At 70.3% G+C, this 24,792-nt stretch carries 28 protein-coding genes, 1 pseudogene and 1 riboswitch; of the genes and pseudogenes, 14 read left to right on the top strand and 15 right to left on the bottom strand.

Features of this window, described 5'->3' with window-relative positions; translation table 11 throughout:
• Positions 1 to 113: 113 nt before the first annotated feature.
• Positions 114 to 1,058, bottom strand: a complete 945-nt coding sequence (locus GWK25_RS39825) for a glucosyl-3-phosphoglycerate synthase (RefSeq protein ID WP_215456359.1) — start codon at positions 1,056 to 1,058, stop codon at positions 114 to 116.
• A 131-nt stretch (positions 1,059 to 1,189) separates the two neighbouring features.
• A riboswitch (SAM riboswitch) is annotated at positions 1,190 to 1,350 on the top strand.
• 17 nt (positions 1,351 to 1,367) lie between these two features.
• Between GWK25_RS39825 and thrC the strand changes: the two genes are divergently transcribed.
• The 4 genes from thrC to groL all read left to right on the top strand — a co-directional run bounded on the left by thrC (position 1,368) and on the right by groL (position 5,707).
• The gene (thrC, locus tag GWK25_RS39820; RefSeq protein WP_215456358.1) at positions 1,368 to 2,669 is read left to right on the top strand and encodes a threonine synthase; all 1,302 of its coding nucleotides are present in this window, start codon (positions 1,368 to 1,370) and stop codon (positions 2,667 to 2,669) included.
• Between the two features lie 119 nt (positions 2,670 to 2,788).
• The gene (locus GWK25_RS39815; protein ID WP_142153020.1) at positions 2,789 to 3,064 is read left to right on the top strand and encodes a MoaD/ThiS family protein; all 276 of its coding nucleotides are present in this window, start codon (positions 2,789 to 2,791) and stop codon (positions 3,062 to 3,064) included.
• Positions 3,065 to 3,524: 460 nt separating this feature from the next.
• Entirely contained in the window at positions 3,525 to 3,731 is a 207-nt protein-coding gene (locus GWK25_RS39810; protein WP_046709519.1) for a cold-shock protein, read from the top strand.
• A gap of 353 nt (positions 3,732 to 4,084) precedes the next feature.
• Positions 4,085 to 5,707 carry a chaperonin GroEL gene (gene groL / locus GWK25_RS39805; RefSeq protein WP_215456357.1) on the top strand — a complete coding sequence of 541 codons (1,623 nt, stop codon included), beginning with the start codon at positions 4,085 to 4,087 and terminating at the stop codon, positions 5,705 to 5,707.
• Positions 5,708 to 5,840: 133 nt separating this feature from the next.
• Here groL and GWK25_RS39800 read toward each other — a convergent pair whose 3' ends face one another.
• The gene (locus GWK25_RS39800) at positions 5,841 to 6,434 is read right to left on the bottom strand and encodes a dihydrofolate reductase family protein (RefSeq protein ID WP_215456356.1); all 594 of its coding nucleotides are present in this window, start codon (positions 6,432 to 6,434) and stop codon (positions 5,841 to 5,843) included.
• A gap of 70 nt (positions 6,435 to 6,504) precedes the next feature.
• On the opposite strand from GWK25_RS39800, the gene GWK25_RS39795 reads away from it, so the two are divergent.
• The 3 genes from GWK25_RS39795 to GWK25_RS39785 all read left to right on the top strand — a co-directional run bounded on the left by GWK25_RS39795 (position 6,505) and on the right by GWK25_RS39785 (position 9,239).
• Positions 6,505 to 7,083, top strand: coding sequence for a TetR/AcrR family transcriptional regulator (locus GWK25_RS39795; RefSeq protein WP_215456355.1), 579 nt, complete (start codon positions 6,505 to 6,507; stop codon positions 7,081 to 7,083).
• A gap of 197 nt (positions 7,084 to 7,280) precedes the next feature.
• Positions 7,281 to 8,423 (top strand): NADH:flavin oxidoreductase, encoded by a 1,143-nt coding sequence (locus GWK25_RS39790; protein WP_215456354.1) that lies wholly within the window; start codon positions 7,281 to 7,283, stop codon positions 8,421 to 8,423.
• A gap of 303 nt (positions 8,424 to 8,726) precedes the next feature.
• Positions 8,727 to 9,239 (top strand): ATP-binding protein, encoded by a 513-nt coding sequence (locus tag GWK25_RS39785; RefSeq protein WP_215457908.1) that lies wholly within the window; start codon positions 8,727 to 8,729, stop codon positions 9,237 to 9,239.
• Here the strand turns inward: GWK25_RS39785 and GWK25_RS39780 are convergent.
• The 4 genes and pseudogenes from GWK25_RS39780 to GWK25_RS39765 all read right to left on the bottom strand — a co-directional run bounded on the left by GWK25_RS39780 (position 9,236) and on the right by GWK25_RS39765 (position 12,151).
• Positions 9,236 to 10,114, bottom strand: a complete 879-nt coding sequence (locus GWK25_RS39780; protein ID WP_215456353.1) for a hypothetical protein — start codon at positions 10,112 to 10,114, stop codon at positions 9,236 to 9,238. The genes GWK25_RS39785 and GWK25_RS39780 overlap by 4 nt on opposite strands.
• A 305-nt stretch (positions 10,115 to 10,419) precedes the next feature.
• Entirely contained in the window at positions 10,420 to 10,965 is a 546-nt protein-coding gene (locus GWK25_RS39775; RefSeq protein ID WP_215456352.1) for a DinB family protein, read from the bottom strand.
• Between the two features lie 25 nt (positions 10,966 to 10,990).
• Complete coding sequence (locus GWK25_RS39770) at positions 10,991 to 11,329, bottom strand: DUF397 domain-containing protein (protein WP_215456351.1); 339 nt, start codon at positions 11,327 to 11,329, stop codon at positions 10,991 to 10,993.
• Positions 11,313 to 12,151, bottom strand: a pseudogene (locus GWK25_RS39765) (Scr1 family TA system antitoxin-like transcriptional regulator). Before GWK25_RS39765 ends, GWK25_RS39770 begins: the two are co-directional and overlap by 17 nt.
• A 114-nt stretch (positions 12,152 to 12,265) precedes the next feature.
• Between GWK25_RS39765 and GWK25_RS39760 the strand changes: the two are divergent.
• Both GWK25_RS39760 and GWK25_RS39755 read left to right on the top strand, forming a co-directional pair.
• Entirely contained in the window at positions 12,266 to 12,499 is a 234-nt protein-coding gene (locus GWK25_RS39760) for a hypothetical protein (protein ID WP_215456350.1), read from the top strand.
• Positions 12,500 to 12,529: 30 nt separating this feature from the next.
• Complete coding sequence (locus tag GWK25_RS39755) at positions 12,530 to 12,715, top strand: hypothetical protein (RefSeq protein WP_215457983.1); 186 nt, start codon at positions 12,530 to 12,532, stop codon at positions 12,713 to 12,715.
• Between the two features lie 18 nt (positions 12,716 to 12,733).
• Here GWK25_RS39755 and GWK25_RS39750 read toward each other — a convergent pair whose 3' ends face one another.
• Entirely contained in the window at positions 12,734 to 13,312 is a 579-nt protein-coding gene (locus tag GWK25_RS39750) for a hypothetical protein (protein WP_215456349.1), read from the bottom strand.
• A 162-nt stretch (positions 13,313 to 13,474) separates the two neighbouring features.
• Between GWK25_RS39750 and GWK25_RS39745 the strand changes: the two genes are divergently transcribed.
• Both GWK25_RS39745 and GWK25_RS39740 read left to right on the top strand, forming a co-directional pair.
• Positions 13,475 to 13,699, top strand: coding sequence for a type II toxin-antitoxin system VapB family antitoxin (locus GWK25_RS39745; RefSeq protein ID WP_215456348.1), 225 nt, complete (start codon positions 13,475 to 13,477; stop codon positions 13,697 to 13,699).
• Positions 13,696 to 14,112 carry a PIN domain-containing protein gene (locus tag GWK25_RS39740; RefSeq protein ID WP_215456347.1) on the top strand — a complete coding sequence of 139 codons (417 nt, stop codon included), beginning with the start codon at positions 13,696 to 13,698 and terminating at the stop codon, positions 14,110 to 14,112. The genes GWK25_RS39745 and GWK25_RS39740 overlap by 4 nt, the downstream gene beginning before the upstream one ends.
• Positions 14,113 to 14,145: 33 nt before the next feature.
• On the opposite strand, the gene murQ is transcribed toward GWK25_RS39740, so the two are convergent.
• Positions 14,146 to 15,180 carry an N-acetylmuramic acid 6-phosphate etherase gene (gene murQ / locus GWK25_RS39735; RefSeq protein WP_251829243.1) on the bottom strand — a complete coding sequence of 345 codons (1,035 nt, stop codon included), beginning with the start codon at positions 15,178 to 15,180 and terminating at the stop codon, positions 14,146 to 14,148.
• A 105-nt stretch (positions 15,181 to 15,285) separates the two neighbouring features.
• Complete coding sequence (locus GWK25_RS39730) at positions 15,286 to 16,218, bottom strand: MurR/RpiR family transcriptional regulator (protein WP_215456346.1); 933 nt, start codon at positions 16,216 to 16,218, stop codon at positions 15,286 to 15,288.
• Positions 16,219 to 16,273: 55 nt separating this feature from the next.
• On the opposite strand from GWK25_RS39730, the gene GWK25_RS39725 reads away from it, so the two are divergent.
• Both GWK25_RS39725 and GWK25_RS39720 read left to right on the top strand, forming a co-directional pair.
• On the top strand, positions 16,274 to 16,657 hold the full coding sequence (locus GWK25_RS39725) for a hypothetical protein (RefSeq protein ID WP_215456345.1): 384 nt from the start codon (positions 16,274 to 16,276) through the stop codon (positions 16,655 to 16,657).
• The gene (locus GWK25_RS39720; RefSeq protein WP_215456344.1) at positions 16,654 to 16,926 is read left to right on the top strand and encodes a DUF4031 domain-containing protein; all 273 of its coding nucleotides are present in this window, start codon (positions 16,654 to 16,656) and stop codon (positions 16,924 to 16,926) included. Before GWK25_RS39725 ends, GWK25_RS39720 begins: the two co-directional genes overlap by 4 nt.
• A gap of 23 nt (positions 16,927 to 16,949) precedes the next feature.
• Here the strand turns inward: GWK25_RS39720 and GWK25_RS39715 are convergent, their stop codons facing one another.
• The 3 genes from GWK25_RS39715 to GWK25_RS39705 all read right to left on the bottom strand — a co-directional run bounded on the left by GWK25_RS39715 (position 16,950) and on the right by GWK25_RS39705 (position 19,948).
• Complete coding sequence (locus tag GWK25_RS39715; RefSeq protein ID WP_215456343.1) at positions 16,950 to 17,822, bottom strand: hypothetical protein; 873 nt, start codon at positions 17,820 to 17,822, stop codon at positions 16,950 to 16,952.
• Positions 17,823 to 17,977: 155 nt separating this feature from the next.
• Positions 17,978 to 19,111 carry a GNAT family N-acetyltransferase gene (locus GWK25_RS39710; RefSeq protein WP_215457906.1) on the bottom strand — a complete coding sequence of 378 codons (1,134 nt, stop codon included), beginning with the start codon at positions 19,109 to 19,111 and terminating at the stop codon, positions 17,978 to 17,980.
• A 120-nt stretch (positions 19,112 to 19,231) separates the two neighbouring features.
• Complete coding sequence (locus GWK25_RS39705; RefSeq protein WP_215456342.1) at positions 19,232 to 19,948, bottom strand: hypothetical protein; 717 nt, start codon at positions 19,946 to 19,948, stop codon at positions 19,232 to 19,234.
• Between the two features lie 96 nt (positions 19,949 to 20,044).
• Between GWK25_RS39705 and GWK25_RS39700 the strand changes: the two genes are divergently transcribed.
• Positions 20,045 to 20,722 carry a maleylpyruvate isomerase family mycothiol-dependent enzyme gene (locus tag GWK25_RS39700; protein WP_215456341.1) on the top strand — a complete coding sequence of 226 codons (678 nt, stop codon included), beginning with the start codon at positions 20,045 to 20,047 and terminating at the stop codon, positions 20,720 to 20,722.
• 244 nt (positions 20,723 to 20,966) lie between these two features.
• Here the strand turns inward: GWK25_RS39700 and GWK25_RS39695 are convergent, their stop codons facing one another.
• The 3 genes from GWK25_RS39695 to GWK25_RS44635 all read right to left on the bottom strand — a co-directional run bounded on the left by GWK25_RS39695 (position 20,967) and on the right by GWK25_RS44635 (position 24,788).
• A complete protein-coding gene (locus GWK25_RS39695) occupies positions 20,967 to 24,290 on the bottom strand; it encodes a S8 family peptidase (protein WP_215456340.1) in 3,324 nt (1,107 codons plus the stop codon).
• 134 nt (positions 24,291 to 24,424) lie between these two features.
• The gene (locus tag GWK25_RS39690) at positions 24,425 to 24,631 is read right to left on the bottom strand and encodes a DUF397 domain-containing protein (RefSeq protein ID WP_215456339.1); all 207 of its coding nucleotides are present in this window, start codon (positions 24,629 to 24,631) and stop codon (positions 24,425 to 24,427) included.
• Positions 24,591 to 24,788 carry a Scr1 family TA system antitoxin-like transcriptional regulator gene (locus GWK25_RS44635; protein WP_308404436.1) on the bottom strand — a complete coding sequence of 66 codons (198 nt, stop codon included), beginning with the start codon at positions 24,786 to 24,788 and terminating at the stop codon, positions 24,591 to 24,593. The genes GWK25_RS39690 and GWK25_RS44635 overlap by 41 nt, the downstream gene beginning before the upstream one ends.
• Positions 24,789 to 24,792 lie beyond the last annotated feature (4 nt).

Here is a 24,792-nt window from a genome sequence, read left to right as displayed (position 1 = left end):
CCTGAAAAGCACGGGGCGCAGCCCCTGCTTTTCAGGGGCGCGGGGAACTGCGCGAGAAGCCCCACTCACCCGCACCCGGCGACGAAACAGGCACCCCCACCCCCTACGCCGCCCTACGCAGCCCTGCGCTCCGCGTACTCCTCGATCTCCAGCATCGGCTGTCGTTCCTCCAGGTCCACCGAGTACGTGCGTGGCTCGAAACCCTCCCGGCCCCGTTCGAACTGCGTCAGGACCGGGCGGATCAGATGGCCCCGGGCCAGCCGCAGCTGAGCCGTGCGGTAGATCGCCGCCGACATGCGGCCCAGCGCCGCCCCGTCCTGGTGCCGGTGTTTGCGGACGCCCACGTCGACCTGCGCGAGCGCGTCGAGGCCGACCAGGTGCAGCGCGTCGACCAGCATGCCCAGCTCGATGCCGTAGCCCACCGGGAACGGCAGCCGCTCGAGGAGCGAGCGCCGGGCCGCGTACTCGCCACCGAGCGGCTGGACGAAGCCGGCCAGCTGAGGCCAGTGCATGTTGAGCAGGGGGCGGGCCATGAGTTCCGTCACACGTCCGCCCTGGCCCGCGGCCGAGCCCAGGGGGCGGTCGTACATCGCCTTGACGAGATCGACACCGGGGTCGGTGAGCAGGGGGCCGACGATCCCGGAGACGAAGTCCGACGAGAACTCCCTGAGGTCCGCGTCGATGAAGCAGACGATGTCGCCGGAGGTCACCATCAGCGACCGCCACAGGACCTCGCCCTTACCGGGCACGGCCGGGATGCGGGGCAGGATGTCGTCGCGGTGGACGACCGTGGCCCCGGCGGCCGCCGCGACCTGCGAGGTCCGGTCGGTCGAGCCGGAGTCGACGACCACGATCTCGTCGACCAGCGGGACCTGTCGCATGAGGTCGTGACGGATGATCGCGACGATGTCGCCGACCGTCTCCTCCTCGTTCAGCGCGGGCAGGACGACGCTGACCGTCTGTCCCGTGGCGCGTTTCGCGGCCATGATCCGGTGCAGCGGGCGGTCGGCCATGGACCAGGAGCGGGTACTCAGCCAGCGCTCGACTTCGTTCAGCACAGTGCGCGGCTCCTCTGCGTTCATCTCGCGGTTCGGACGGCTCTCTCAACTGTCCTGGCCTTCGGTTACAGTCTTGGACAACGCTGATGACCATCGCATGTCGCGGCTCGTCGGCGCATACAACCAAATACCGCTCATCCAGAGGGGCAGAGGGATACGGCCCGATGAAGCCCCGGCAACCCTCCAGCCGGTCTGACCACGACATCCGTTCACCGTCATCGTGGTGAGGCTCCCGGCTAGGGAAGGTGCCAAATCCGTCTCACGGCGAAGTGCGTCGTGAGGAAGATGAGGAGAAAGGGCCTCGCCTCCATGGCTGCGCAGACTGTTGCAAGCACCACCGACTCCCTCGGCTCCACCTCCACAGTAGACCTCGGCCCCGCCGCCGCTCTGAGCTGTCGTGAGTGCGGTCACCGCGTACCCCTCGGCCCGGTCTTCGCGTGCGAGGAGTGTTTCGGGCCGCTGGAGATCGCGTACGACTACTCCGCCTACGACACGGAGGAGCTGCGCAAGCGGATCGAGGCCGGTCCCGCGAACATCTGGCGGTACGCGCCCCTGCTGCCCGTCCCCGCGGACGTGGCCACGAAGCCGAACATCAACCCCGGCTGGACCCAGCTCGTGAAGGCCGACAACCTGGCCGCCGCGCTCGGCGTCGACGCCGGCAAGCTCTTCGTCAAGGACGACTCCGGCAACCCGACGCACTCCTTCAAGGACCGGGTCGTCGCGCAGGCCCTTGAGGCGGCCCGCGCCTTCGGCTTCACCACTCTCTCCTGCTCCTCCACGGGCAACCTGGCCGGTGCCGTCGGCGCCGCCGCCGCCCGCGCCGGCTTCCGGTCCTGCGTGTTCATCCCGCACGACCTGGAGCAGGGCAAGGTCGTCATGGCCGCGATCTACGGCGGCGAGCTCGTCGGCATCGAGGGCAACTACGACGACGTGAACCGCTTCTGCTCCGAGCTGATCGGCGACCCGGCCGGCGAGGGCTGGGGCTTCGTGAACGTCAACCTGCGGCCGTACTACGCTGAGGGCTCCAAGACGCTCGCGTACGAGATCTGCGAGCAGCTCGGCTGGCAGCTTCCCGACCAGCTGGTCGTGCCGATCGCCTCCGGGTCGCAGCTCACGAAGATCGACAAGGGGCTGCAGGAGCTGATCAAGCTCGGGCTCGTCGAGGACAAGCCGTACAAGATCTTCGGCGCTCAGGCCGAGGGGTGCTCGCCGGTGTCGGTGGCCTTCAAGGCCGGGCACGACGTGGTGCGGCCCCAGAAGCCGAACACCATCGCCAAGTCGCTCGCGATCGGCAACCCGGCGGACGGGCCGTATGTGCTGGACATCGCGCGGCGGACCGGTGGGGCCGTGGAGGACGTGACGGACGAGCAGGTCGTCGAGGCGATCAAGCTGCTCGCGCGCACCGAGGGGATCTTCGCGGAGACCGCCGGTGGGGTGACCGTCGGCGTCACGAAGAAGCTGATCGAGGACGGTCTCCTCGACCCGACGCTGACCACGGTCGTGCTCAACACCGGTGACGGTCTCAAGACGCTGGACGCGGTGGCCGGGACCGGCCTGACCGCGACCATCCGGCCCAACCTTGATTCGTTCCGTGAGGCCGGCCTTGTCTAAGGCCTGGTAGTCGTTCGTCTGCGGGTCCGTGGGGCTGGTCGCGCCCACGCGGCGGTAGCCGCACATTGAACACAGCCCCGCGCCCCTAACTCTTCTGCACTGACCGGAGGTCACACGTCATGAGCGTTTCCGTCCGCATCCCCACCATTCTTCGCACCTACACCGGCGGGCAGGCCGAGGTGAGTGCCGAGGGGGCGACCCTCGCCGAGGTCATCGCCGACCTGGAGAAGAACCACACCGGGATCGCCGCCCGGGTGCTCGACGACCAGGGCAAGCTGCGGCGGTTCGTGAACGTGTACGTGAACGACGACGACGTCCGCTTCGAGCAGGGTCTGGAGACGGCTACGCCGGACGGTGCGGGCGTTTCGATCATTCCCGCGGTCGCCGGTGGCTGACCGTCGCCGTACCGGTCGGTAGTAACCGTCGGTAACTTTGATTACCGAGAGTTCATCGAATTGCCCCCTCCGTGAGAGAAGCGGAGGGGGCAATTCTCTATGGTTGAGCACTGTAGAGTTGGGGAACCCGGTCCGATCACCGTAGTGATTCCTTGCCGGGCGCATATCCGATCGCGCCGCACGCCCTATATGAAGTAGCCAAAGTGTGCAGGCCTTTTGCGTATTTCGTTCCTTTTGTGGGGCCCGACTTGCCCTGAATTCAGGCGAATTGTTCGTACATTCCCGACCGGTCGTGTCCAGAATTCTCGTCCGATTGACCTGTTGCAGAGGGCAGTTGGACAGATACATTCGGCCGCGGTCGACGCGTTCCGGCGCACACCCCCAACCGTTGGGGGGTGAGGTCTGACCCGGATCCGCGAAGTGTGGATCTGTGCAAGGGCCAGTAATAGGGGAGTTAGGCATGGCTCAGGGCACCGTCAAGTGGTTCAACGCGGAGAAGGGGTACGGCTTCATCGCGGTCGACGGTGGTGCGGATGTATTCGTCCACTACAGCGCGATCCAGATGGACGGTTACCGCACCCTGGAAGAGGGCCAGCGGGTCGAGTTCGAGATCTCGCAGGGTCAGAAGGGGCCGCAGGCGGACATGGTCCGGCTCGCGGTCGGCTGAAGTAACGCGCCGGGTTTCACGCAGCGACGTTCTTCGTTCTTTTCGGGAGGGCTCGCACCCCGTCAGGGGTGCGGGCCCTCCTGCGTGTGAGGGGTACGTGCGGGGCGCTGGGCCGCCGGGGCGGCGCGTGCGCGGGCGCGTTCACCTGCGGATCATCGAGAGCCGCTTGCACTCGGCATGGTCGAGTGCTAATCATTGGCGTTAGCACTCTGAAGGTGAGAGTGACAACGAGGACCGGGTCGGTGAGGCCCGCAGGCCGGGTGGGGCAAGGAACCACGAGGCAGGCAGGCCGTCCGTCGCGGGCGCCAGCGCGGTCCGGAGCAATCCACCCCAGTCCGGGAGGACCACTTCACATGGCCAAGATCATCGCGTTCGACGAGGAGGCGCGGCGCGGCCTCGAGCGCGGCATGAACCAGCTCGCGGACGCCGTCAAGGTGACGCTCGGCCCCAAGGGCCGGAACGTCGTCCTCGAGAAGAAGTGGGGCGCCCCCACGATCACCAACGATGGTGTGTCCATCGCCAAGGAGATCGAGCTCGAGGACCCGTACGAGAAGATCGGCGCCGAGCTGGTCAAGGAAGTCGCCAAGAAGACGGACGACGTCGCCGGTGACGGTACGACCACCGCGACCGTTCTCGCCCAGGCCCTGGTCAAGGAAGGCCTGCGCAACGTAGCCGCCGGCGCCAACCCGATGGCCCTCAAGCGCGGCATCGAGAAGGCCGTCGAGGCCGTCTCCGGTGCGCTGCTCGACCAGGCCAAGGAGGTCGAGACCAAGGAGCAGATCGCCTCCACGGCCTCCATCTCCGCCGCCGACACCCAGATCGGCGAGCTGATCGCCGAGGCCATGGACAAGGTCGGCAAGGAAGGCGTCATCACCGTCGAGGAGTCGCAGACCTTCGGTCTGGAGCTTGAGCTCACCGAGGGCATGCGCTTCGACAAGGGCTACATCTCGGCGTACTTCGCGACCGACATGGAGCGCATGGAGGCGGTCCTGGAGGACCCCTACATCCTCATCGCCAACTCCAAGGTCACCAACGTCAAGGACCTGCTCCCGCTCCTGGAGAAGGTCATGCAGTCGGGCAAGCCGCTGCTGATCATCGCCGAGGACGTCGAGGGCGAGGCCCTGTCGACCCTGGTCGTGAACAAGATCCGTGGCACCTTCAAGTCCGTCGCCGTCAAGGCCCCGGGCTTCGGTGACCGCCGCAAGGCGATGCTGAACGACATCGCCATCCTCACCGGCGGCGAGGTCATCTCCGAGGAGGTCGGCCTCAAGCTCGAGAACACCACCATCGACCTCCTGGGCCGCGCCCGCAAGGTCGTCATCACCAAGGACGAGACCACCATCGTCGACGGGGCCGGCTCCTCGGAGCAGGTCCAGGGCCGGGTCAACCAGATCCGCGCCGAGATCGAGAACAGCGACTCGGACTACGACCGCGAGAAGCTCCAGGAGCGCCTGGCGAAGCTCGCGGGCGGCGTGGCCGTCATCAAGGCCGGTGCCGCGACCGAGGTGGAGCTCAAGGAGCGCAAGCACCGCATCGAGGACGCCGTTCGCAACGCGAAGGCGGCCGTCGAGGAGGGCATCGTCGCCGGTGGTGGCGTGGCCCTGCTGCAGGCCTCCCAGGTCTTCGAGAAGCTGGAGCTCGACGGTGACGAGGCGACCGGCGCCAACGCCGTGAAGCTCGCGCTGGAGGCCCCGCTCAAGCAGATCGCCGTCAACGGTGGCCTCGAGGGCGGCGTCGTCGTGGAGAAGGTCCGCAACCTCCAGGTCGGCCACGGCCTGAACGCCGCGACCGGTGAGTACGTCGACATGATCGCCTCCGGCATCATCGACCCGGCGAAGGTGACGCGCTCCGCTCTGCAGAACGCCGCCTCCATCGCCGCGCTCTTCCTGACCACCGAGGCCGTCATCGCCGACAAGCCGGAGAAGGCCGCCGCGCCCGCCGGCGGCGGCATGCCGGGCGGTGACATGGACTTCTGATCGACCCCGGTCGATCACCGTCCTGCGGTACCGAGGGCGGCACTCCCCTGGAAAGGGGGGTGCCGCCCTCGGGCGTTTCGGCTGGGAGGGGAGCAGGATTCGGCTGAGACGAGAGCCGGAGAGGGCCCCCGCATCAGCGGCGCGTGAGGCGGGTGAAGGTGACGCCGTTGGGGAAGGCCGTGCGTTCGGCGGTGTCGAAGGCGGTGGGGTCGAAGGCGCCGTCGACCATCGGGATTCCGGTGCCGACGACGACCGGGTAGGTCTTGATCAGCAGCTCGTCGATCTCGGGCAACAGGGTGCCCGCGAGCCGGCCGCCGCCGCAGAGCCAGATGTCCAAGCCGGTGCTCTTTTCGGCCTTGAGCTCGCGGACGAGGGTGAGCGGGTCGCTCGGCACGACGGTGACGGCAGGGTCGGTGTCCGGGGCGAGGGTGCTGGACACGACGTACTGACGCAGGTGCGCGTAGGGGCTGGTGATCCCGTTGTCGAAGGCGGGGCGGTAGGTGCCGAGGCCCATGACGACGGTGTCGAAACGCCGGTTGGGTGCGTCGGCGACGCCGACGGCCGCGCGGTAGGCGGTCGGGACGGTCTCCGGGTGCAGCGCGTTCATCCAGGTCGAGTAGGCGGCGGCCTGCTGCTCGTCGCCCTGCGGGAAGAAGTCGAATTCGCCGCCGGGACCGGCAATGCGGCCGTCGAGCGAGACGCCGACGTAGTACACGAGCTTTCGCATCTCATGACCCCCATACGTAGTACTCTGCTTGAAGTGGTTTGAACGTAGTACTACATCCGGAGTGGTGTCAATGGTGAGACGGAACGAGCAGCGGCGCGCGGCCCTCGTCGACGCGGCTATCGAGGTGCTGGCCCGAGAAGGCGCGCGAGGACTGACTTTCCGGGCCGTGGACGCCGAAGCCGCCGTGCCCATCGGCACGGCGTCCAACTACTTCGCCAACCGTGACGACCTGTTCACCCAGGCCGGCGCCCGGGTCTACGAGCGGCTCCAGCCCGACGAGGCCACCATCGCCCGTCAGCGGGCGGCCGGCCGCGACCGTGAGACCTATGTCGAACTGATGCGGGAGCTCGTCGGCCGCGTCGCCGCCTTCCGCACCGGTTACCTCGCACTGCTGGAGCTGCGCCTGGAGGCCACCCGCCGCCCCGAGCTGCGCAAGGTCCTCACCGACCGGGTCCGGGCCGACGTCGACGCCAATGTCGCCTATCACGAGGCTTCCGGCCTCCCCGGCGACGCCATGGCCGTCAAGCTGCTCATCCTGACGCTGAACTGGCTGATCGTCGAACAGCTCACGCTGCCGGACGTCTTCGACGAGGCGGAGCGTGAGCAGCTGGTGGCGGCCGCCGTGGAGCGCATCGTGGGGGCGGAGTAGACCGGCGGCGATCCGAGGAGAGCGCCACCCGCCGTTGTGTCCGGGGTCACAGGGAGCTCTGCGAGCGGAGCGGAATGCGGTGCCGGGGGGAGCCGTTGGCCAGAGAGACGGTTGATGCATGTGCACATATCGTCTGGACCCGACGGCCCGCCGCCGTCGGTGCCCCTCGCCGTCCGACGCCTCCAAGGAGTTCCTCCGTGACCACTGCCTCCGCCGCCTCCGCCACTGGTTCCGCGTCCCGTGCCGCCGAGGTGCTGTCCCGGCCCGTCACGATCAACGGGCTGACCATCCCCAACCGGATCGCGATGGCGCCGATGACGCGGGTGTTCTCGCCCGGTGGTGTGCCCGGTGCGGACGTCGCCTCGTACTACGGGCGGCGGGCGGCCGCGGGGGTCGGGCTGATCGTGACCGAGGGGACGTACGTCGGGCACGAGACGGCGGGGGACCTCGACGGGGTGCCCCGGTTCGCCGGTGAGGAGCAGCTCGCCGGGTGGGCGAAGGTCGCGGAGGCCGTGCACGCCGGGGGCGGGACGATCGTGCCGCAGCTGTGGCACATCGGCACCGTCCGGCAGCAGGGCAAGCTGTTCCCCGAGGCCCCGGTCCTCGGCCCCTCCGGTCTGCGGCCCGACGGCACCGAGGCCGAGGGCGGCCGCGCGATGACCCAGGCCGACATCGACGAGGTCGTCGCGGCCTTCGCCAAGTCCGCCGCCGACGCCGAGCGCATCGGCATGGACGGCGTCGAGATCCACGGCGCCCACGGCTACCTCGTCGACCAGTTCCTCTGGGAGCACACCAACCGTCGCACCGACGCCTACGGCGGTGACCTCGTCGCCCGGACGAAGTTCGCGGCGGAGGTCGTGGCGGCCGTACGGGACTCCGTGTCCGCCGACTTCCCCGTCATCTTCCGCTACTCGCAGTGGAAGCAGGACGCGTACGACGCGCGTCTCGCCGAGACGCCCCAGGAGCTGGAGGCGCTGCTGAGCCCGCTGGTGGCGGCCGGTGTCGACGCGTTCCACGCGTCCACGCGCCGCTACTGGCAGGCCGAGTTCGAGGGGTCCGAGCTGAACCTCGCGGGCTGGACGAAGAAGCTCACCGGCAAGCCCACCATCACGGTCGGTTCGGTCGGCCTGGACGGGGAGTTCCTCGCCGCGTTCGCCGGCGAGAACGCGTCGACCAAGGCGATCGACGATCTGCTGGACGGACTGGAGGCCGAGGAGTTCGACCTCGTCGCCGTGGGCCGGGCGCTGCTCCAGGACCCCGAGTGGGCGGCGAAGGTGCTCGATGGCCGCTTCGACGAGCTGAAGGCGTTCGAGCCGGCGGCGCTGGGTTCGCTCAGCTGAGGTTCGCTTGGCTGGGGTTCGATCAGTAGAGCTTCGCTCAGCCGAGTCGCCGCTGAGCGGAGCCGACGCTGTCGGCTACGGTGAAGGCATGTGCTGCTCTCCCATGACCACCAGGACCGCTGCCTAGCGGCGGTACCCGAGGTTGCCCGTACCGCCCGATCGGTGTCCTGCCGGCAGTCACTCGCTCATTCCCGTGCTGCCGGGCCATCCTGCCTGATCAGGGGAGTCGTGTCTCAGCAGCAGCATGTCAACGCACCGTACGAAGACCCGTTCCGCGTCCCGCGTGTCGCCACCCTGTTCCTGATGGTCGGTCTTCCCGGAGCCGGGAAGACCACCCGGGCCAAAGAGCTCGCCGCGACGCATCGGGCGCTGCGGCTGACCCCGGATCACTGGATGATCCCGTTGTTCGGCGATCCGATGGCCGACGGCAAGCGGTGGGTGCTCGAAGGGCGGCTCATCTCGGTCGCGCTGCAGGCGCTGCGGCTGGGGACCAGCGTCGTGCTTGACTACGGGCTCTGGGGCCGCGACGAACGGTCGGCACTGCGCTGGCTGGCACGGTCGACCGGGGCGGCATGCCAGGTGGTCTACGTTCCCGTGGACAAGGACGTCCAACTCGCCCGCATCGCGCACCGCCAGGCGACGACACCGCACCAGACGTTCCCGATGAGCGAGGCCGACGTGGACCAATGGCGGGAGGAGTTCCAGGTGCCGGGCGCCGCCGAACTCGACGGCGACGAGATCCCCGGCCCGCCGACGGGTTGGCCGGGCTGGCCGGAATGGGCGGTGGACCACTGGCCCTCGTGCTCCGACAGCTAGGTCACACGGGAAGACCTACGGGCCCCGGGCTCTGCCCGGTGTTCCTGTCGTTGCTGCGACATCGCCGCGCGGATCTCCGCCGCGTGGGTGCTTACGGTGGCGGCGGAGAGGGGTGAGTGGGGGCGGGCGGGGGCGCGTTCGCCCCGGCAGGTGTTGCAGGTGCCGCCTGGAAGCGCCTCCGGGCGGCCCGGGGTTCGGCATTGGGCGCATTCCAGCATGCGGAGGGGTGGGCGGGAGAGGGGTGGCTCCTGGGTGCGTTCCGGTGCCGGTAGTGGTTCTGGGGGGAGTTTGTCGCGTAGGCGGGTGCGGATCAGGGCCGCCGGGCTGTGGACGGGGACCGGGAGGCCCGTGGTGAGGGCGCGGATCACGGACTCGTCGGTGGCGCCTCGCTCGAACCACGGCGTCAGGAGCGGGGCCAGGGTCACGCAGTCGGCCTGGGAGAGGGACAGGGCCGGGGCCGTACGGCCGAGGGCGGCCAGCAGGATGTGGGCCCGGGAGCGGGTGGGGCGGGCTCGGTCCGGTTCCTCTTCGGGTACGTCACCCCGGGTGAACCTCGCCCACCAGGTGTCGTCGCGCGCGGTACGGGAGAACCACGTTCGGGTGATCCACCGCGGTGTCCCCGACTTGGCGGTCAGGTGCTCCCGCCCCCGGCGCAAGTGACCCGCGTCCTGGATCCTGTTGAGCGCCGTACGCAGCGCACATTGGCCGTACGGCAGCTCCTTGGCCAGCGTCTTCACGCTGATGTCGGCGCCGTCGGGGAGGCGGTCGATGTACGCGGCGACAGCCGCCTCACGGGGTGGGAGGTCCGCGAAGTCGTATGCCGTGCGGGGGAGTTGGCCGGGGGTGGCGCGCTTGCCGTAGCCGGGGTTGGCCATGGGGTGACGGTGCGGAGGGTGTGGGTCCGCGTGCGCGGGCAGGGGAGCGCCACTAAGGTTGGCAGTAGCCATGGGATCGAATGTGTCCTTCGATCTTGTAGGTCAAGCCCCCGCAGGTGTTGGTAGCACCTGGCGGGGGCTGTTTCGTCTGCGGGCACCGTATCAGCACCGTCACGGTGCGTGGCAAGTCGAACGCGTCAAGTCAACTCGCCGGGTGGGAGGGTGGGTTGAGGCCCTCCACCCCTTCCGAAAAAAGAGTGCTCGCGGCTGGTGGCTTGAGCTTCGGGGCCGTTTTCGTCCGAGTGTCAGCCCATGCTCTTCGCGCCGTCCAGGGACTCCCTGATGATGTCCGCGTGACCGGAGTGCTGGGCCGTCTCGCCGATGATGTGCAGCAGCACCCTCCGGGCCGACCAGTGCGGCTGGCCCTCGAACCAGGGCGCCTTCGGCAGCGGGTGGGACACGTTCAGGTCGGGCAGCGCGGCGATCACCTCGGTCGTGCGGTCCGCCGTGCGCGCGTACGCGTCCAGTACGTCCGCCAGGGTCTCGCCGGGCAGCATCCGGAACTCGTCCGCCCTGCGGGCCCAGTCGGCGTCGGTCATCTTGGTGAAGTCGGGCATCGACGACGTGCCCTCCAGGATGAACGTCACCCACTTGCGCTCCACCGACGTGACGTGTTTGACCAGGCCGCCGAGACACAGCTCGCTGGCGGTCGTGCGTCGGCCGGCCTGCTCGTCGGTGAGGTCGCGGGTGGTGAGGCGCAGGAAGTCGCGGTGCTGTGCCAGAGCGTCCAGCAGGGTGGCGTGCTCTTCGGTGGGGAGGGTGCGGGCCGGGGTGTCCGTGGTGGTGTTCATGGCTCCACGCTAGGGAGCGTGTAGGTCAGATCCTGACCTCATTGACCTCGCTCTTCAGTTGCTCGATGAAGAGGGACCAGCTCGCGGCTCGGAACACGAGCTTCGGGCCGAGGGGGTTCTTGGAGTCGCGCACGGGGATGTGGGGGGCGGTGGAGAGGGCCACTTCGAGGCAGTTGCCGCCGCTGCCGCCGCTGTGCGTCGACTTCCGCCAGCGGGCGACCTCCAGGCAGTCGCCGCCGCTGCCGCCGCTGTAGCTGGACTTGTGCCAGCGGGCCACTTCGAGGCAGTTGCCGCCGCTGCCGCCGCTGTAGCTGGACTTGTGCCAGGTGGCCGAGTCCAGGTCGTACTCAGGCATGCTCCTCATGTGCATAATCCTGGGCCATTGTTTCGAGCATGACCAGGGAGTTCTCCGGCGGCAGGGCGGCGGCGGTGAGGAACTCGAAGGTGCGTCGCTGGTAGCGGACGGGTGGCGGGGTCGTCTTCGAGGCGGCCGGTGCCGACGCCCTCGTAGTAGACGAGTGGAGGGGCCTCCGTGAAGTCCATCAACTTGATGGAGCCCTCCATCGACGCGTGGGCGCCGGAGTTGAACGGCAGCACCTGGACGATCGCCCGATTTCGGTGGATCATCCCGGCGATGTGCCGTAGGGCCTCGGCCATCACCTTGGGGCCGCCCGTGGTGCGACGCAGTGCGGCCTCGTCCAGGACCACCCACAACAAGGGGTCTGCTGGATCGTCGAGAATGCGCACGCGTTCCATCCTGGCCGTCACCAGATCGTCGACCACCCGCTGTGGTGCCGTCGGCTGGTATGCCCGGAACACGGCTCGGGCGTACCCCGCTGTCTGGAGCAACCCCGGGATCAGCAGCGGCGCGTACTCCCTGATCTCCGTGGCCTCCGCCTCCGCGTCCGCCGCTTCCGCGAAGTGTTCCGGGTACTTGGACTTGGTGGTGGCCTGGCAGTTTCGGAGGAAGAAGTCCCCCGTGTCCAGCGCGACATCGATCAGCCGGGCGATCTCCGGCTGCATGCGCCGTACCGCCGACTCCAGCTGCCCCACGAACGAACCGCTCACGAACAGCCGCTGGCCCAGGTCCTCCTGGCTCAGCCCCGCCCGCTCTCTCGCGTGGCGCAGCTCCGCGCCCAGGAGCGCGCGGTGACGACGACGGGTCGAGGTCCTTCGGTCCTGGCATGGGCACTACCCCCTGTACAGCAGCCCCCTGTTGGGGCGTCGTATCTGGCCAGGCTAGGACCGTCTCGGACACGCTGTGTCGTGAATCGGCAACCCAGCGTGGAGGAATGGCGACGTGAAGAACAGAGCGGCGAACGGGCGGCGGCGCAGCTCCGCGTTCTCTACGGAGGACGCCGTGGAGCAGCTCGACCAGGCCCTGCGCGGGGTCGGGATCATCCTGCCCTCCCTGCGCGTCGATCCGATCACCGGAGCCAGTGAACTGCCCTACCCGCTCGTCGAGTTGGGGCGCTGCAACCTTCAGGTCGCCGCCAAGCTCGCTGCCGTCCTGCGTAAGGCGGCCGAGACGTGACCGGCCCCGCGGGGCTCGCGGTCGTACGCCGTGGACGTACGGGACGGGCGGCTCGGCGAGGTCATGGGCCACGAGGGCGGTTACACGCAGTTGCGGCCGGTCGGGGGTGGGCGGGAGTGGGACTGCCCGCCGGGGGCGCTGCGCGAGGCGACGCCGGGGGAGGTGCTGCGGGCCCGGGTGCGCCGGGTCAACGAGGAGGGGCGGCTGCCGTGCTGAGCGCCGGTCTCCTGGGGCTCACATGTTTCCCAGCGGCTCGATGTCCATCCGAACCGGCTCGCCCCAGATGCGGGTCACGTCGTAGTCCGTGAACTCCTGGACCAGGCGGTAGGCGATGGCGGGGCGGGGGCCACGGCGTTGGGTGGCGAGGTAGAGCTCGGCCTCGCGGCGGTCGCGGCGGGGGGTGCCGCACAGCTGCCAGACCTGGCCGTTCCACGCTTCCGGGAGCCAGCGCTGCTGGGGTTCGGGGCGGTCGTCCCGGATGCCGTAGCGGGAGGGGGCCGGGGTGGTGGGGCCGGTGGGGCGGGGCGGGCCGTAGCTGTCGTTCAGCTGGGTGCGGCGGGCGGCTCGGCGGCGGGTCTCGCAGAGCAGGCAGCGATCGGGGGCCTCCTCGTCCACCGGGCCGTTCGGGTGCTCGGCGCAGCGGGTGGTGGGGGCGGCCGTCGTGACCGTCTCGTCCAGCAGCTCCAGGGCTCGTCTGAGGTCGGCCTTCACCTCGTGCAGCTTGGCGTCCGGGGTGTCGGCGTTCAGTGCCTCGCCGTGCTCCCCGAGGACACGCAGGGCACGGCCGAGGGCGGTGAGCTGGGCGTGGTTCACGGATTCGGTCCTTCCCGGAGGGGTGGGGGAGACGACAGCGACTCCACCACCGTGCCACACGCCACTGACAGTCCCGTCGGGGCCGGGCTCGGTCGACGTGATCTATGTACACTGACGAGTGAGATCGCGGATGAATCTGTACATCGCATCGCGGGAGGTCGCATGTCTCTGACACACATCGACATCGACGACGAGGCGCTGGAGACGGCCAAGCGCCTGGGCGGGCACCGGACGAAGACGGCTGCGGTGGCGAAGGCGCTGGAGGAGTACAACCTGCGGTTGCAGCGTGGTACTGCCTACGACAAGTACTTCGACCTCGCTCAGGAGTGGGACATCGAAGGGGCCGAGGCCGCGCATCGCGCCGACAAGGAGGCTCACCGAGCGTGAGCGGGTACCTGCTGGACTCGTCGGCCCTATGGTGCCTGCTCAGGGACCGGCAGCTGCGCGACGCGTGGCGCCCGATCGCCATGGACGGCGACATCCGTTCGTGCTATCCGCAGCGGGCGGAGTTCCTTCGGTCGGCACGTGACCTGAAGGAGTACGAGGCGTACAGCGCGATGTTCGCGGAACTCTACGACGACGTCTCCGTTCCGAAGCAGGCGCCCAAGTGGATCGGCGGCCTGCAGCTGAGAGCCGCCGAGCGGGGAGAGCACCAGGCGCTGTCCGCCGTCGATCTCCAGATCTGTGCCACCGCCGCTCACCACGGTCTGGTCGTGCTGCACGACGACAGGGACTTCGTGACAGCCGCTCGCCTGGCGGTCGAGCTGCGACAACTCAATGTGCATCAGGGGCCGCTGTAGACGGCGGCACCAGGGGCGCCTTCCGGTGACATCTCACCGCGTCGCCGCCGCCAGCGCCGCCCTCAGGTGGCCCTCGTTCTCTGTCAGCAGGCGGGTCGCCGTGGGGGCGTCCACGCCGCTCAGGATCGTGAGGATGGCGTTCTTGACCTGGCCGTTCGTGGCGGTGAGGGCCGTTTCGATCTCGGTGTCCGTCGCGCCGGTGGCGAGGGCGACGATGCGGTGGGAGCGGGCGCGGAGCTTGTCGTTGGTGGCCCGGACATCGACCATCAGATTCCCGTAGGTCTTGCCGAGGCGGATCATCGTGATCGTCGAGAGCATGTTGAGGACGAGCTTCTGGGCCGTGCCCGCCTTGAGCCGGGTCGAGCCGGTGACCAGCTCGGGACCGACGACGATCTCGATGCCGTGGTCGGCGGCCGCCGCGAGCGCGCTGGCCGAGTTGCAGGACAGGCCCACCGTCAGCGCGCCGGCCGCCCGCGCGTGCTCCACCGCTCCCACCGCGTAGGGCGTGCGGCCCGAGGCCGAGACGCCGACCACCGTGTCGTCGGGCGTCAGCGCGAGCGCGTCGAGGTCGGTGCGGGCGAGGTCCGCCGAGTCCTCCGCGCCCTCGATCGAGGTGACCATGGCCTCCCGGCCGCCCGCGATCAGGCCCACGACCTGCGTCGGGGCCGTGTTGAACGTCGGCGGGCACTCGGACGCGTCCAGTACGCCCAGGCGGCCCGCCGTGCCCGCGCCCGCGTAGATCAGCCGGCCGCCCCGGGCCATCCGTTCCGCGATCGCGTCGATCGCGGCCGCGATCAGCGGCAGCTGCGCCGTCACGGCCGTCGGCACCGCCGCGTCCTCGGTGTTCATCAGCTTGGCGATGTCGAGCGTCGGAAGCTGATCGATGTCGGCCAGCTCCGGCCGGAACGCCTCGGTCGTCAACGCCTCCAACTCGGCACGCACGGCGAGGTGGTTGGCGAGGGCGGAGGAGTGCGGGAGGGCGGAGGAGTCGGGGAGGGCCTGGCCGGACGGGTTCGATGAGTCGGACGTGTCGGGGCGAGGGGAGGCGTTGGGGCAGGTGGGTGGCATGGTGACTCATTCCGTGCAGGTGGAGCGACTGTGCCTGGTGCCTTCGGGGTGGATGCCGGGCGCTGCCGTGACGGGTGGCCACGGGCGCCGTGAGTGTCGGCCCGGCTAGCGCGAGGGGCCCCCGGTCCGATGCCTATGGGCCAGCGCCTCGTACGACGCCGACAGCGCCGGCGCGGCCGACTCGTACGTCCGTTGCGCCACTCCGACGAACAGGCAGTCCACGACGAGCAGTTGGCTCGTGCGGGACGACATCGCCGCCGGTCGCAGCTCGCTCTCCCGTGCCGTGGAGGTGGTCAGGACGTGGTCGGCGTACTGGGACACCGGTCCGTCCGGGCGGCCGGTGATCGCGACCGTCGTGGCCCCGTGGTCGAAGGCGACCCGCAGCGGCTCGATGACGTCGCCCGTCGAACCGGAGTGGGTGATCGCCACGGCCACGTCCTTCGCGCGGAGCTGCACCGCGTTGGTGACGGCGAGGTGCGGGTCGACGTGCGCCTGGGCTATCAGCCCTATGCGGAGCAGTTTCTGCGTGAGGTCCTGCGCGACCAGCCCGGACGCCCCGACCCCGTACACATCGATGCGCCGCGCCCCGGCGAGCGCTCCGACCGCCGCGCCGAGCTGGCCCATGTCGAGTCCGGCCGCCGTGTCCGCGAGGGTCTGCTGCTCGTCGTACGCGAGCTTGGCGACCACGTCGGGCAGCGGGTCGTCCACCGCGATGTCGGCCGTGACCGAGGGCGCGCGGCCCGACTGCTGGTGCGCGGCGAGACCCGCGAGGGCGAGCCGCAGATCCCGGTAGCCCGGGTAGCCGAGGAGGCGGGCGGTGCGGACGACCGTCGCCTCGCTGGTCCCCGTGAGTTCGGCGAGGCCGGTGACCGTGAGCGCCGCGCAGGCGGCCGGGTCGCTCGCCACGGCCTCCGCGACGCGCTGCATGGAGCGGGTCATGGAGGGCGCCAGCGTCCGCACCTTCGCCGCGAGGGCGGCGGGGGCGGGCGGCGCGGGACCGGACGCCGGGGAGAAAATTTCCTTCACGTCATCACTCACATCTTGAAAGATATTTTCTGTCGGGCGGGATGGTCAAGGGCCGCACAATGGACGCATGAGTACCGGCAGTGACCCCGTGAGCCCCCTTGAGCAGGCGCTGCACGCCGCCCGCGCCCTCGTGCTCGCCGATCTGGTGTCCGGACAGGTCGCGGAGGCGGATGTCGTCTCGATGGTCGAGGAATCCGTCGTGCAGCGCAGGTGGTGGGTCGAGCAGTGGCCGGACGGCGCGGCGTACGTCGCCGGGCTCGTCGCCCAGGACGTCCAGGACGCCCTGCTCGAACGGTACGGCCGCTGGCCCCTCTGCCCGGTCTGCGGCACCGGCGACCCGCACGCGCTCGACGTGGAGCCGGAGCTCGGGCCCGATCCGCAGTGGGTGTGCCACAAGGCCGGGGTGCGGGTCGCGGCGCTGGGCGCGCTCGGCGGGGCGGCGGCCCCGTGACCCTCTACGTCGATCCGCCCACCTGGCCGGGGCACGGGCGTATGTGGTCCCACCTGGTGAGCGACGTGTCCTTCGACGAACTGCACACCTTCGCCAGGGAGTTGGGCATTCCCGAGCGGGCCTTCGAGCGCGACCACTACGACATCCCGTCCCACCGCTACGCGGAGGTCGTGCGGGCGGGGGCCGTGGAGGTGGGCTCGAAGGAGCTGCTGCGCCGGCTGACGGGGGCGGGGCTGCGGCGGCCGAAGCGGCGGGGGACCCCGGCCTGAGCGGGAGGGAGGGCGCGGGGAGGTCAGTCGACGAAGACCGGGTCCAGGCCCTTCCACCACGTGATGAGCGCCGCCGGGTCCCCGCCCATCACCTGGAAGATCGCGTTGCGGTCGTAGAAGGTGCAGACGATGACGTACTGGGTGCCGTTGGGCGTGTAGCAGGAAATGTCGCCGGTGGGGTCGCTGGAGTCCGACTCGTACCAGGAGCCCCGGACGTTCCACATCTGTGAGCAGTCGCCCTCCTGGAGGGTGCCGCCGTAGGCCCGGTAGACCTCCTGCTGCTTGCTCCGGGACGGGTACACCGCGACGCTCGCCTTCGTCGTCACGGGGCCCATGGTGACGCTCTCCGTGGTCACCGTGCAGGTCACGGCCGCGTCGGAGCCGGGCGCCACCTCGCTCACACAGCTCTCGTGCGTCCACTGGCTGTCGTTGAGCGAGTCGCGCAGGTCGCGTTCGGCGGTGGTGAGGCCGTCGTCGCTGCCGGTGTCGACCTCGGTGCCGGCGTCCGTGCCCGCGTCCGTCTCGCCGGTGGTGGTCTCCTCCGTACCACCGGCCGTCTCCCCGTCCGTGCCCCCGTCCGTGCCCCCGTCCGTGCCCCCGTCCGTGCCGCCGGTGGTGTCGTCCACCTTCTCGCCGCCGGTCGTACCATCCGTCGTGGTGCCGCCACCGTCCGTGCCGCCGGAGGTGCTCGTGCCGCCCGACGTGCTCGTGCTGCCGACGGTCGTGCCCCCGTCCCCGCCGCTCCTGCCCGATGTCGCCGCCGTCACCACGAAGCCCACCACCGTGAGCACGCTGCTGACGATCAGACTGATGACGGCGATCCGGACGCTCCGGCGCCCGTGATCGGCGTCCGGGTCCGGTACGGGAGGACCCGGCTGCGGTGTGGGCTGGCTCATCGTGATCCCCCGATCCCCCGACGCGCGCGAGCGCGCGCGACGCTTTCGCGCCGCGTTGACGGCATTCACGCCGCCATGACCGGATTATCAGGACTGCCGCAGGGGCCTCGACAGGGGAAACGACAAGAAACCGGAGCGGTTGGGCCCGGCGTACGTCAGGCGCGCAGACGGAGTTCGTACGCGAAGTGCTCCCCGTGCTCCCCGGCCTGCTCTCCGGTCTGCCCGCCGTCACCCCAGTCGTCGCTCACCTTCTCGAATCCGGTACGCGAAACGACGCCCTGCGAAGGCAGGTTGGACTTGTCGACGACCGCGAACAGCGACCGTACGTCGCCCCGCTCCCGGCCCCGCTCCCGCGCCCAGTCGGCCAGCGCGCGCACCGCCTCGGTCATGTAACCGTGCCCGCGCGCCCCCTCCACCAGGTCGTAGCCGATCTCGACGCGGCCTTCCTCGTCCGGCGCCCCGTGGTAGCCGAGCGCGCCGACGGCCAGCCCGTCCTCCTTGCGGACGAGCACGAACATGGCCCACTCCGGCCGGTGCACCCCCGCCTCGTACGCCTGGAACACCAGGCCCGCGCCGGTGCGGGTCCCGTCCACCGGGCCGCCCGCGATCCAGTCGAAGCCGCCGGTGCCGCCCTCGGCCAGATCGGCCGCGGCGGCCGGGTGGACGCCCTGGAGGACGAGGCGTTCGGCGTCGATGTGCAGCGGGTTGCTCCACTTCCACTCCGTGACGGGCGCCCGGTCCGGCAGGTCGCCCCGGCCGGTGGCCCACAGCAGCGTCGCCCAGGCGTCGTCACCGGGCCTGACGTGCGGGAAGAGGCGGGCGAGCACGGTCTCGCACAGGCCGAGCCCGGCGGGCGGCACCGCAGCGGACGCCGGGAGCCCGAGCCCTTCGACGATGTCGTGCGTGTGCAGCAGCACCTCGGCGACGCCCATCGCCGCGAAGCCCTCGCGGTCGGCGGCGCGGAACGGGTACGGGTGGAAGGCGCGGACCGTGCGGGGCGTGGTCTGGACGACGGCCGTGAGCAGGACACCGGTCGTCCGGATCACCTCCAGCAGGTCGGCGTTGTTCTCGCACTCCGCCATGTCGATCTCGAACGGTACGTAGCGCGCGGTCGGGCGCCCCGCCAACTGGCCCGCGTACGCGATCAGGTCCGACGCGATGTGCTCGGCGGTCTCCCGGCAGTTCCAGTCCAGCCGCCCGGCCTTGGTGCCCTCCCATTCCCGGTCGGCCACCGCCCCCAGCACCGCGAGACAGTGTTCGACGGCTGCCCGTACCTGTTCCCCACCCATTGGTCGCATGGCGGCGAGGATAGGCGGGGTCAGGCGTCCGTACGTACCGGATTTACGCCGCGGCCACTGCCGCCGCCGGTCGGCTCACCGCCGCCGGTCGGCTCACCGCCGCCGGTCGGCTCACCGCTTCCGGTCAGCTCGCCGCTCCCGGTCAGCTCGCCGCTCCCGGTCACCATGCGGGACGCCCGCGAGCTCCGCCAGTTCCGCCCGCAGGTTCTCCCGGGCCCGGTCCTCCCACTCCCGTCGGCCGTACGGGGTCCTGAACAGCCTGGGCAGGTCCAAGAGTTGGCGCAGTACCGCCGCTCGGCCCGCGCGGAACGCGTCGTCCGGGACGAAGCCGTACTCCTCCCGCACGGCGGCCGCGTACGCGGCGTACACGTCCGGCGGTGACGCCAGGATCGCGAGGTCCGCGTCGCACAGGACCTGGCCGTTCGGGTCGTCGTCGGCCGGATCGTGTGTCACGGTCAGACGCACCAGCCGCGCCACCTCCGCCGTCCGCTCCGCCGACACCCCGGCCTCCGGCAGCGCCCGCTCGGCGAGCCGCGCCGACCGCTCCTCGTTCTCCGACCGGTCCGGCAGATACACCGCGTCGTGGAACCAGGCGGCCAGCCGGACCAGGTCCGGGTCCGTCGCGTGGTCCTCCAGCACCTCGATACGGTCCAGCACCGCCGTGAGGTGGTCCAGGGTGTGGTACTTCCGCTGCGGCTCCGACCACCGTTTGATCAGGGCATCGGCATACGGGAGCGGCGCGGGATCGCAGGCCCCGTCCCGGGCCGACAGCAACGCGGGCAGCCAGCGGTGGCGGAGGTCTTCCCTGGGGGACTGGGAGTCGGGCATGTACGCATTGTGCCGTGGAGGTGAGCCGGGGTGGTGCGGCGTGGTCGTGCGCCGTGGTCGTGCGCCCGGCGGCCCTCTGCCCCTAGCGTGGGTCGCATGACGACTGTGGCTGATACGCACGATGTACGGGACCCCGGACTCCCCGCGCGGCTGCTGGCCGGGGAGCGGGACGCGCTGGTGCCGCTGTTGCGGGACAGGCCGGAGGCGGACTTCGGGGCGGCGACCTGTTGTCCGGGGTGGAGTGTGCGGGACATGCTGGCGCACTGTTCCGCCGTGTTGTCGCGGGTGGTCGAGGGCCGGCTCGAGAAGGGAGTCTTCAGCCCGGAGTCGAACGACCGGGACATCGCCGAGCGGGCCGAGTGGCCCGTCGCGCGGATCGTGGACGAGCTGGAGCGGGGCATGACCGACGCGGGCCCGGTCATCGCCGACGCCGGTGGCGTCCTGGACGGCGTCGCCTTCGGCGAGTGGGTGCACGCCGGTGACGTACGCGAGGCGTGGAGTCTGCCCGGTGCCTACGAGGGCCCCCAACTGGGTATGGCGGTCGAGCTGTTGGCCCACCTCACCCGGGCCCACGGCTCCCGCCCGCTGCACGCCGACCTCGACGACGCCGACGCGCCCCTGCTGCTCGGTGCCCCGAGCGGCGACGCCCCGCCCGCCCGCTACATCGGCGACGCCCCCACCCTCGTACGCCTCTACTCGGGTCGCCGACCGCCCGCCGGGACGTCGTACGAACTGGCCGGCGCGGCCGAGGCCGAGCTCATCCTCTATCCCTGAGCCCGGCCCGCCGTGGCGTGCCTCCGCCGGCATCGCCTCCGCCGGCATCGCCTCCGCCGGCATCGCCTCCGCCGGCATCGCGTCCACCGGCATCGCGTCCACCGGCATCGCGTCCGCCGGTATCGACCGCGTCTCGCCATCGCGCAGATCGTGGCCCTCGACACCCTTGAGGAACGTCGACGGGAAGCCGACGGGAAGCCGGAGGGCCTGCCCTCCGGCTTCCCGACCGCGCCTGTGGTGACGGCTACCGCAGCAGGTACGCCTTCACCACGGTGACCTCGTACGTGTTGCCGCTCTTGTCTGTGAGCTTCGCCTTGAAGGAGACCGACTTGGCCTTCTTCGGGTGGTTCAGCGTGAGGCTCCGCTCACCCTTCTTCGTGGTGACCGGGGCCTTGGACCACTTCTTGCCGCCGTCGTAGGAGACCTGGACGGTGAGGGACTTGAGGCTCTTGGCCGCGGGGCCCTGGAGGGTGAGAGGGACCGTGAACTTACGGCCGGCAGGCGCGCTGCTGGACAGGTCCAGCTTCGGGGCGAAGCGGACCGAGGAGAGCGGCAGCTTCTCGTAGTCGTCACCCGTGACCTTCTTCGAGGTGAACGTCCAGGCCGCGACGAGACGGGTGGTGACACCGGCGACCTTCGTGGCACGGGTCGCCTCCGCGCTGATCCGGTACTTGGCGGACCTGGAGGGCAGGCCGTCGATGTCCTGGCAGAGCGGCCCCTCCCCGTCCATGAGCTTCTTGCCGTCGACGGTGACGACGGCGTGCTGCCCGGTGGTCGCCGACTCGACGAAGTTACCGGAGCCGTCCGCGAACAACCCTATGCAGACGCTGAGTTCATTGCCCCAGCGCTGGGCGGTGTTGTACTCGTCGATCTTCGGGCTGAACACACCGACGTTGTACGTCCGCGAGTACGTCTGCCCGGCCCGGTAGGTCCGGGGATCGGCGTCCCCGACGAAGACGTCGAACTCGTCGCTCGACCCGGGCCGGAACTGCGCGGCGCTGAATCTCCACTTGACCCCCTTCGGCGCGTTGACATAGGTCTTCGCGGTGGCCGGCAGGGCGAACGGCTTGCTGACCGCGTCGTACCCGGCCCCCGAGGCCGTCTCCCAGGTCGGGCTGATCGCGCCCTTGCTGTTCTCGACCGAGGCGCCGATCCCCAGTTTCACCAGGGCGAGTTCACTCGTGGCGACCTTGCGGGTGAGCCCGGTGTACAGCGAACCAGCGCGGTCGTAGACCAGGTTGTACGTCGTACTGCCCTTCTGCCAGATACCGGAGACCTGCGAGCCGAGCTCCTTCGCCGGCAGCGTGCCGCCCACATGACCGGTGCGGAACCCCTTGAAGGAGTCCGACTGCCAGACCGAGTTGTGGAAGAAGGAACCGTTCTCCAGGGAGTACCTCACGAACGTCTGCACACTCTTGGCGGACCCCGGCACGGTGATGTCCACCGGCTTGGCCTTGCGGGCGTCGAAGGTCACCGTGGTGTTCTTGGAGACGGTGAGCTTCGGCTGCGCCATCAGCGCGAGATCCGGGCGGTCCTGCGCCCCCTTGGGGGTCCGGACCAGCGTCTCCAGAAGGTAAGTCCCCTTCGGAACACGGGTCTTGACGACTCCGTCGCCGTCGGTGTCGTACGGGTCCAGCTGGAGGTCGACGTTCTGGCCGAGGACCAGCGTCCCGGACTGGGAGGGCCTGCCCTCGGTGTCGACGTACTTCAGGGTGAGGTCGTACGCCTCCGACTCCCGGTGCACGGCGAACGAGGTACGGACGCGCTGGCCGCCCTCGGTCGCGCGGGCGACGAGCACCCCGGCGAACACGCCGTCCTGGCTGCCGATCCGGGTGTCCGCCGTGAGGTCGACGCCCGCGGTGCCGCCCGCCGGGACGGTGACCCGGTCGGCGCCGGCGGTGAAGAAACCGGCCGGTGCGGGCTTGCCCTTCGGCCCGGCCGTCTCCATGGACAGGTCGAGGGTGACGGGCTGCGTGCCGTCGTTGCGGTAGGTGATCCGTCGGGTCACCGGCTTGTCGTCGGCGTGCGGCCACAGCTGCGTGCCGAGGTTCACCGAAGCCTGCTCGCCGCTCACGGTCTGGGTGAGCGCCCGCACCAGGTCGGTCCGCCCGGTGCCCTGCTGGAACGGCGACAGACGGGCGCCGGGCTCGGTGGAGGAGGTCAGCGCCCGCTTGATCCGCTCCGCGCTCCAGTCCGGGTGGCGTTGCGCGAGGATCGCCGCCGCGCCGGCCACGTGCGGGGTCGCCATCGACGTACCGGACATCGACACATAGCCGGGGATGGCCGGGGTGCCTTCGACACCCTTGGCGGCCTTCGCCGCGACGATGCCGACGCCCGGGGCGGTGAGGTCCGGCTTCAGCGAGCCGTCGGCCGTGGGGCCGACGCTGGAGAACTCCGCGATGCCGTCCTTGCGGTCGACCGCGCCGACGGTGAGCGCGGAGGCCGCGCTGCCGGGGGAGCCGATGGTCGTCGCCTCGGGGCCCTCGTTGCCGGCCGCGACGACGAAGAGGGTGCCGCTCTCGGCGGAAATACGGTCGAGGGCGGCCTCCAGCGGGTCGTTCGCCACCGAGTCCTCGCCGCCGAGGGAGAGGTTGGCGATCCTGGCGCCCTGGTCGGCGGCCCACTGCATGCCCGCGATGATGCCGGAGTCCGAGCCGAACCCCCCGTTGTCGAGGACCTTGGCGTCCAGGATCCGCGCACCGGGCGCGACCCCCTTGTGCGTGCCGCCGGACCTGGCCCCCGATCCCGCCACGGTCGACGCGACATGCGTGCCGTGGCCGACGTGGTCGACGGTGCCACCCGAACCCGAGAAGTCCTTCTGGGCGATCTCGACGCCCTTGAGGTCGGGATGCGTCTCGTCCACACCGGTGTCCAGTACGGCGACCTTCACATCCGTACCGTCGTACCCGGCCTGCCAGGCCGCCGGGGCGCCGATCTGCGCCGTGCTCTTGTCGAGGGCGGCCTTGCGGCGGCCGTCCAGCCATACGTGGGCGATACCCGGAGCCGTCTTCAGGGCCTGCCCGCCGCGGGGGTCGGCCGTGGTGAGCGCGTCCCAGACCTCGTCCGCGCCGCTCTTGGGCGCGGTCAGCGCCTCACCTCGGACGGCGGGCAGCTCGCGGCCCACGCGGACATCCGCCTCCGCGATCGCCGCCTCCGCGGTGGCCCGCTTCTTCGTGTTCTTCGTGTACGAGACGATCAGGGGCACCGTCGCCCGGTGCGCGTCGTCGTACTCGGCCCTGAGCAGCCCCGTCACATTGAACAGCCGGCGGTCCACCGTGCCCTGCCCGATCAGGGGGAGCGCGTCGGCCGGCAGGACGTAGGTCTCGTCGCCCGTCCGCTGGACGGATATCGGGATGCCCTCGCGGCCCTGGCCGGGCTGGACGCGGGTCACCCGGCCCTCGGCGTCCACGTGCACCCGGTCGCCGGAGATCAGTGTGACGACGGACCCGGCCCCCGCGCCTGCCCTCGTCCCACCCGACCCGGTCCCGGTTCCGGCGTCGGCCGCCGAAGCGCCCCCCGCCACCGTGAGACACGTCGTGACCAGTGCGGCGACCATGGCCGCACCCATACTTCTTCTGTACCGCAGCACAGTTCCCCCACCCCTGGCACCGTCGATGAATTGCTCATGGAAGACGGTCGCGGAGTGTCAGGGGTTGCACCTGAGTACGCCTACTCAGATCCGTCCGTGCAATCGGACGTGCCCTACTCGCCCGTCCGCCTCACGCCCCCCAGGAAGCGGGCCCAGGCGGCGGCCTGGAACACGAGGACGCCACCGGCGGGGTTCCTGCTGTCGCGGACGGGGACGAGGCCGGGGAGGTTGCCGGACACTTCGACGCACTCGGCGCTGTTGCCCCCGCTGTAGCTGCTCTTACGCCAAGTGGCGGTCCTCAGATCGGGTGCGGTGCGCATCCTCAGCCCAGTACCGAGGCTTCCTCGGGTTCTCGAAGATGTGTGCCCGGGCCCGGCGGGCGGCCACTCGCGCCTCGGCCGCCTCCTCCTCCAGGAACGGGTCGTACGCCCGGACCACCGCCCGCGTGTACTCCGCCGTCTGAAGCAGGCCGGGCACCGGG

Origin of the sequence: Streptomyces sp. ATCC 21386 (genome assembly GCF_018728545.1) — a bacterium.
GTDB lineage: Bacteria > Actinomycetota > Actinomycetes > Streptomycetales > Streptomycetaceae > Streptomyces.
The sequence above is the reverse complement of the archived record's forward strand: the minus strand, read 5'-3'. Positions and strand labels throughout refer to the sequence as shown.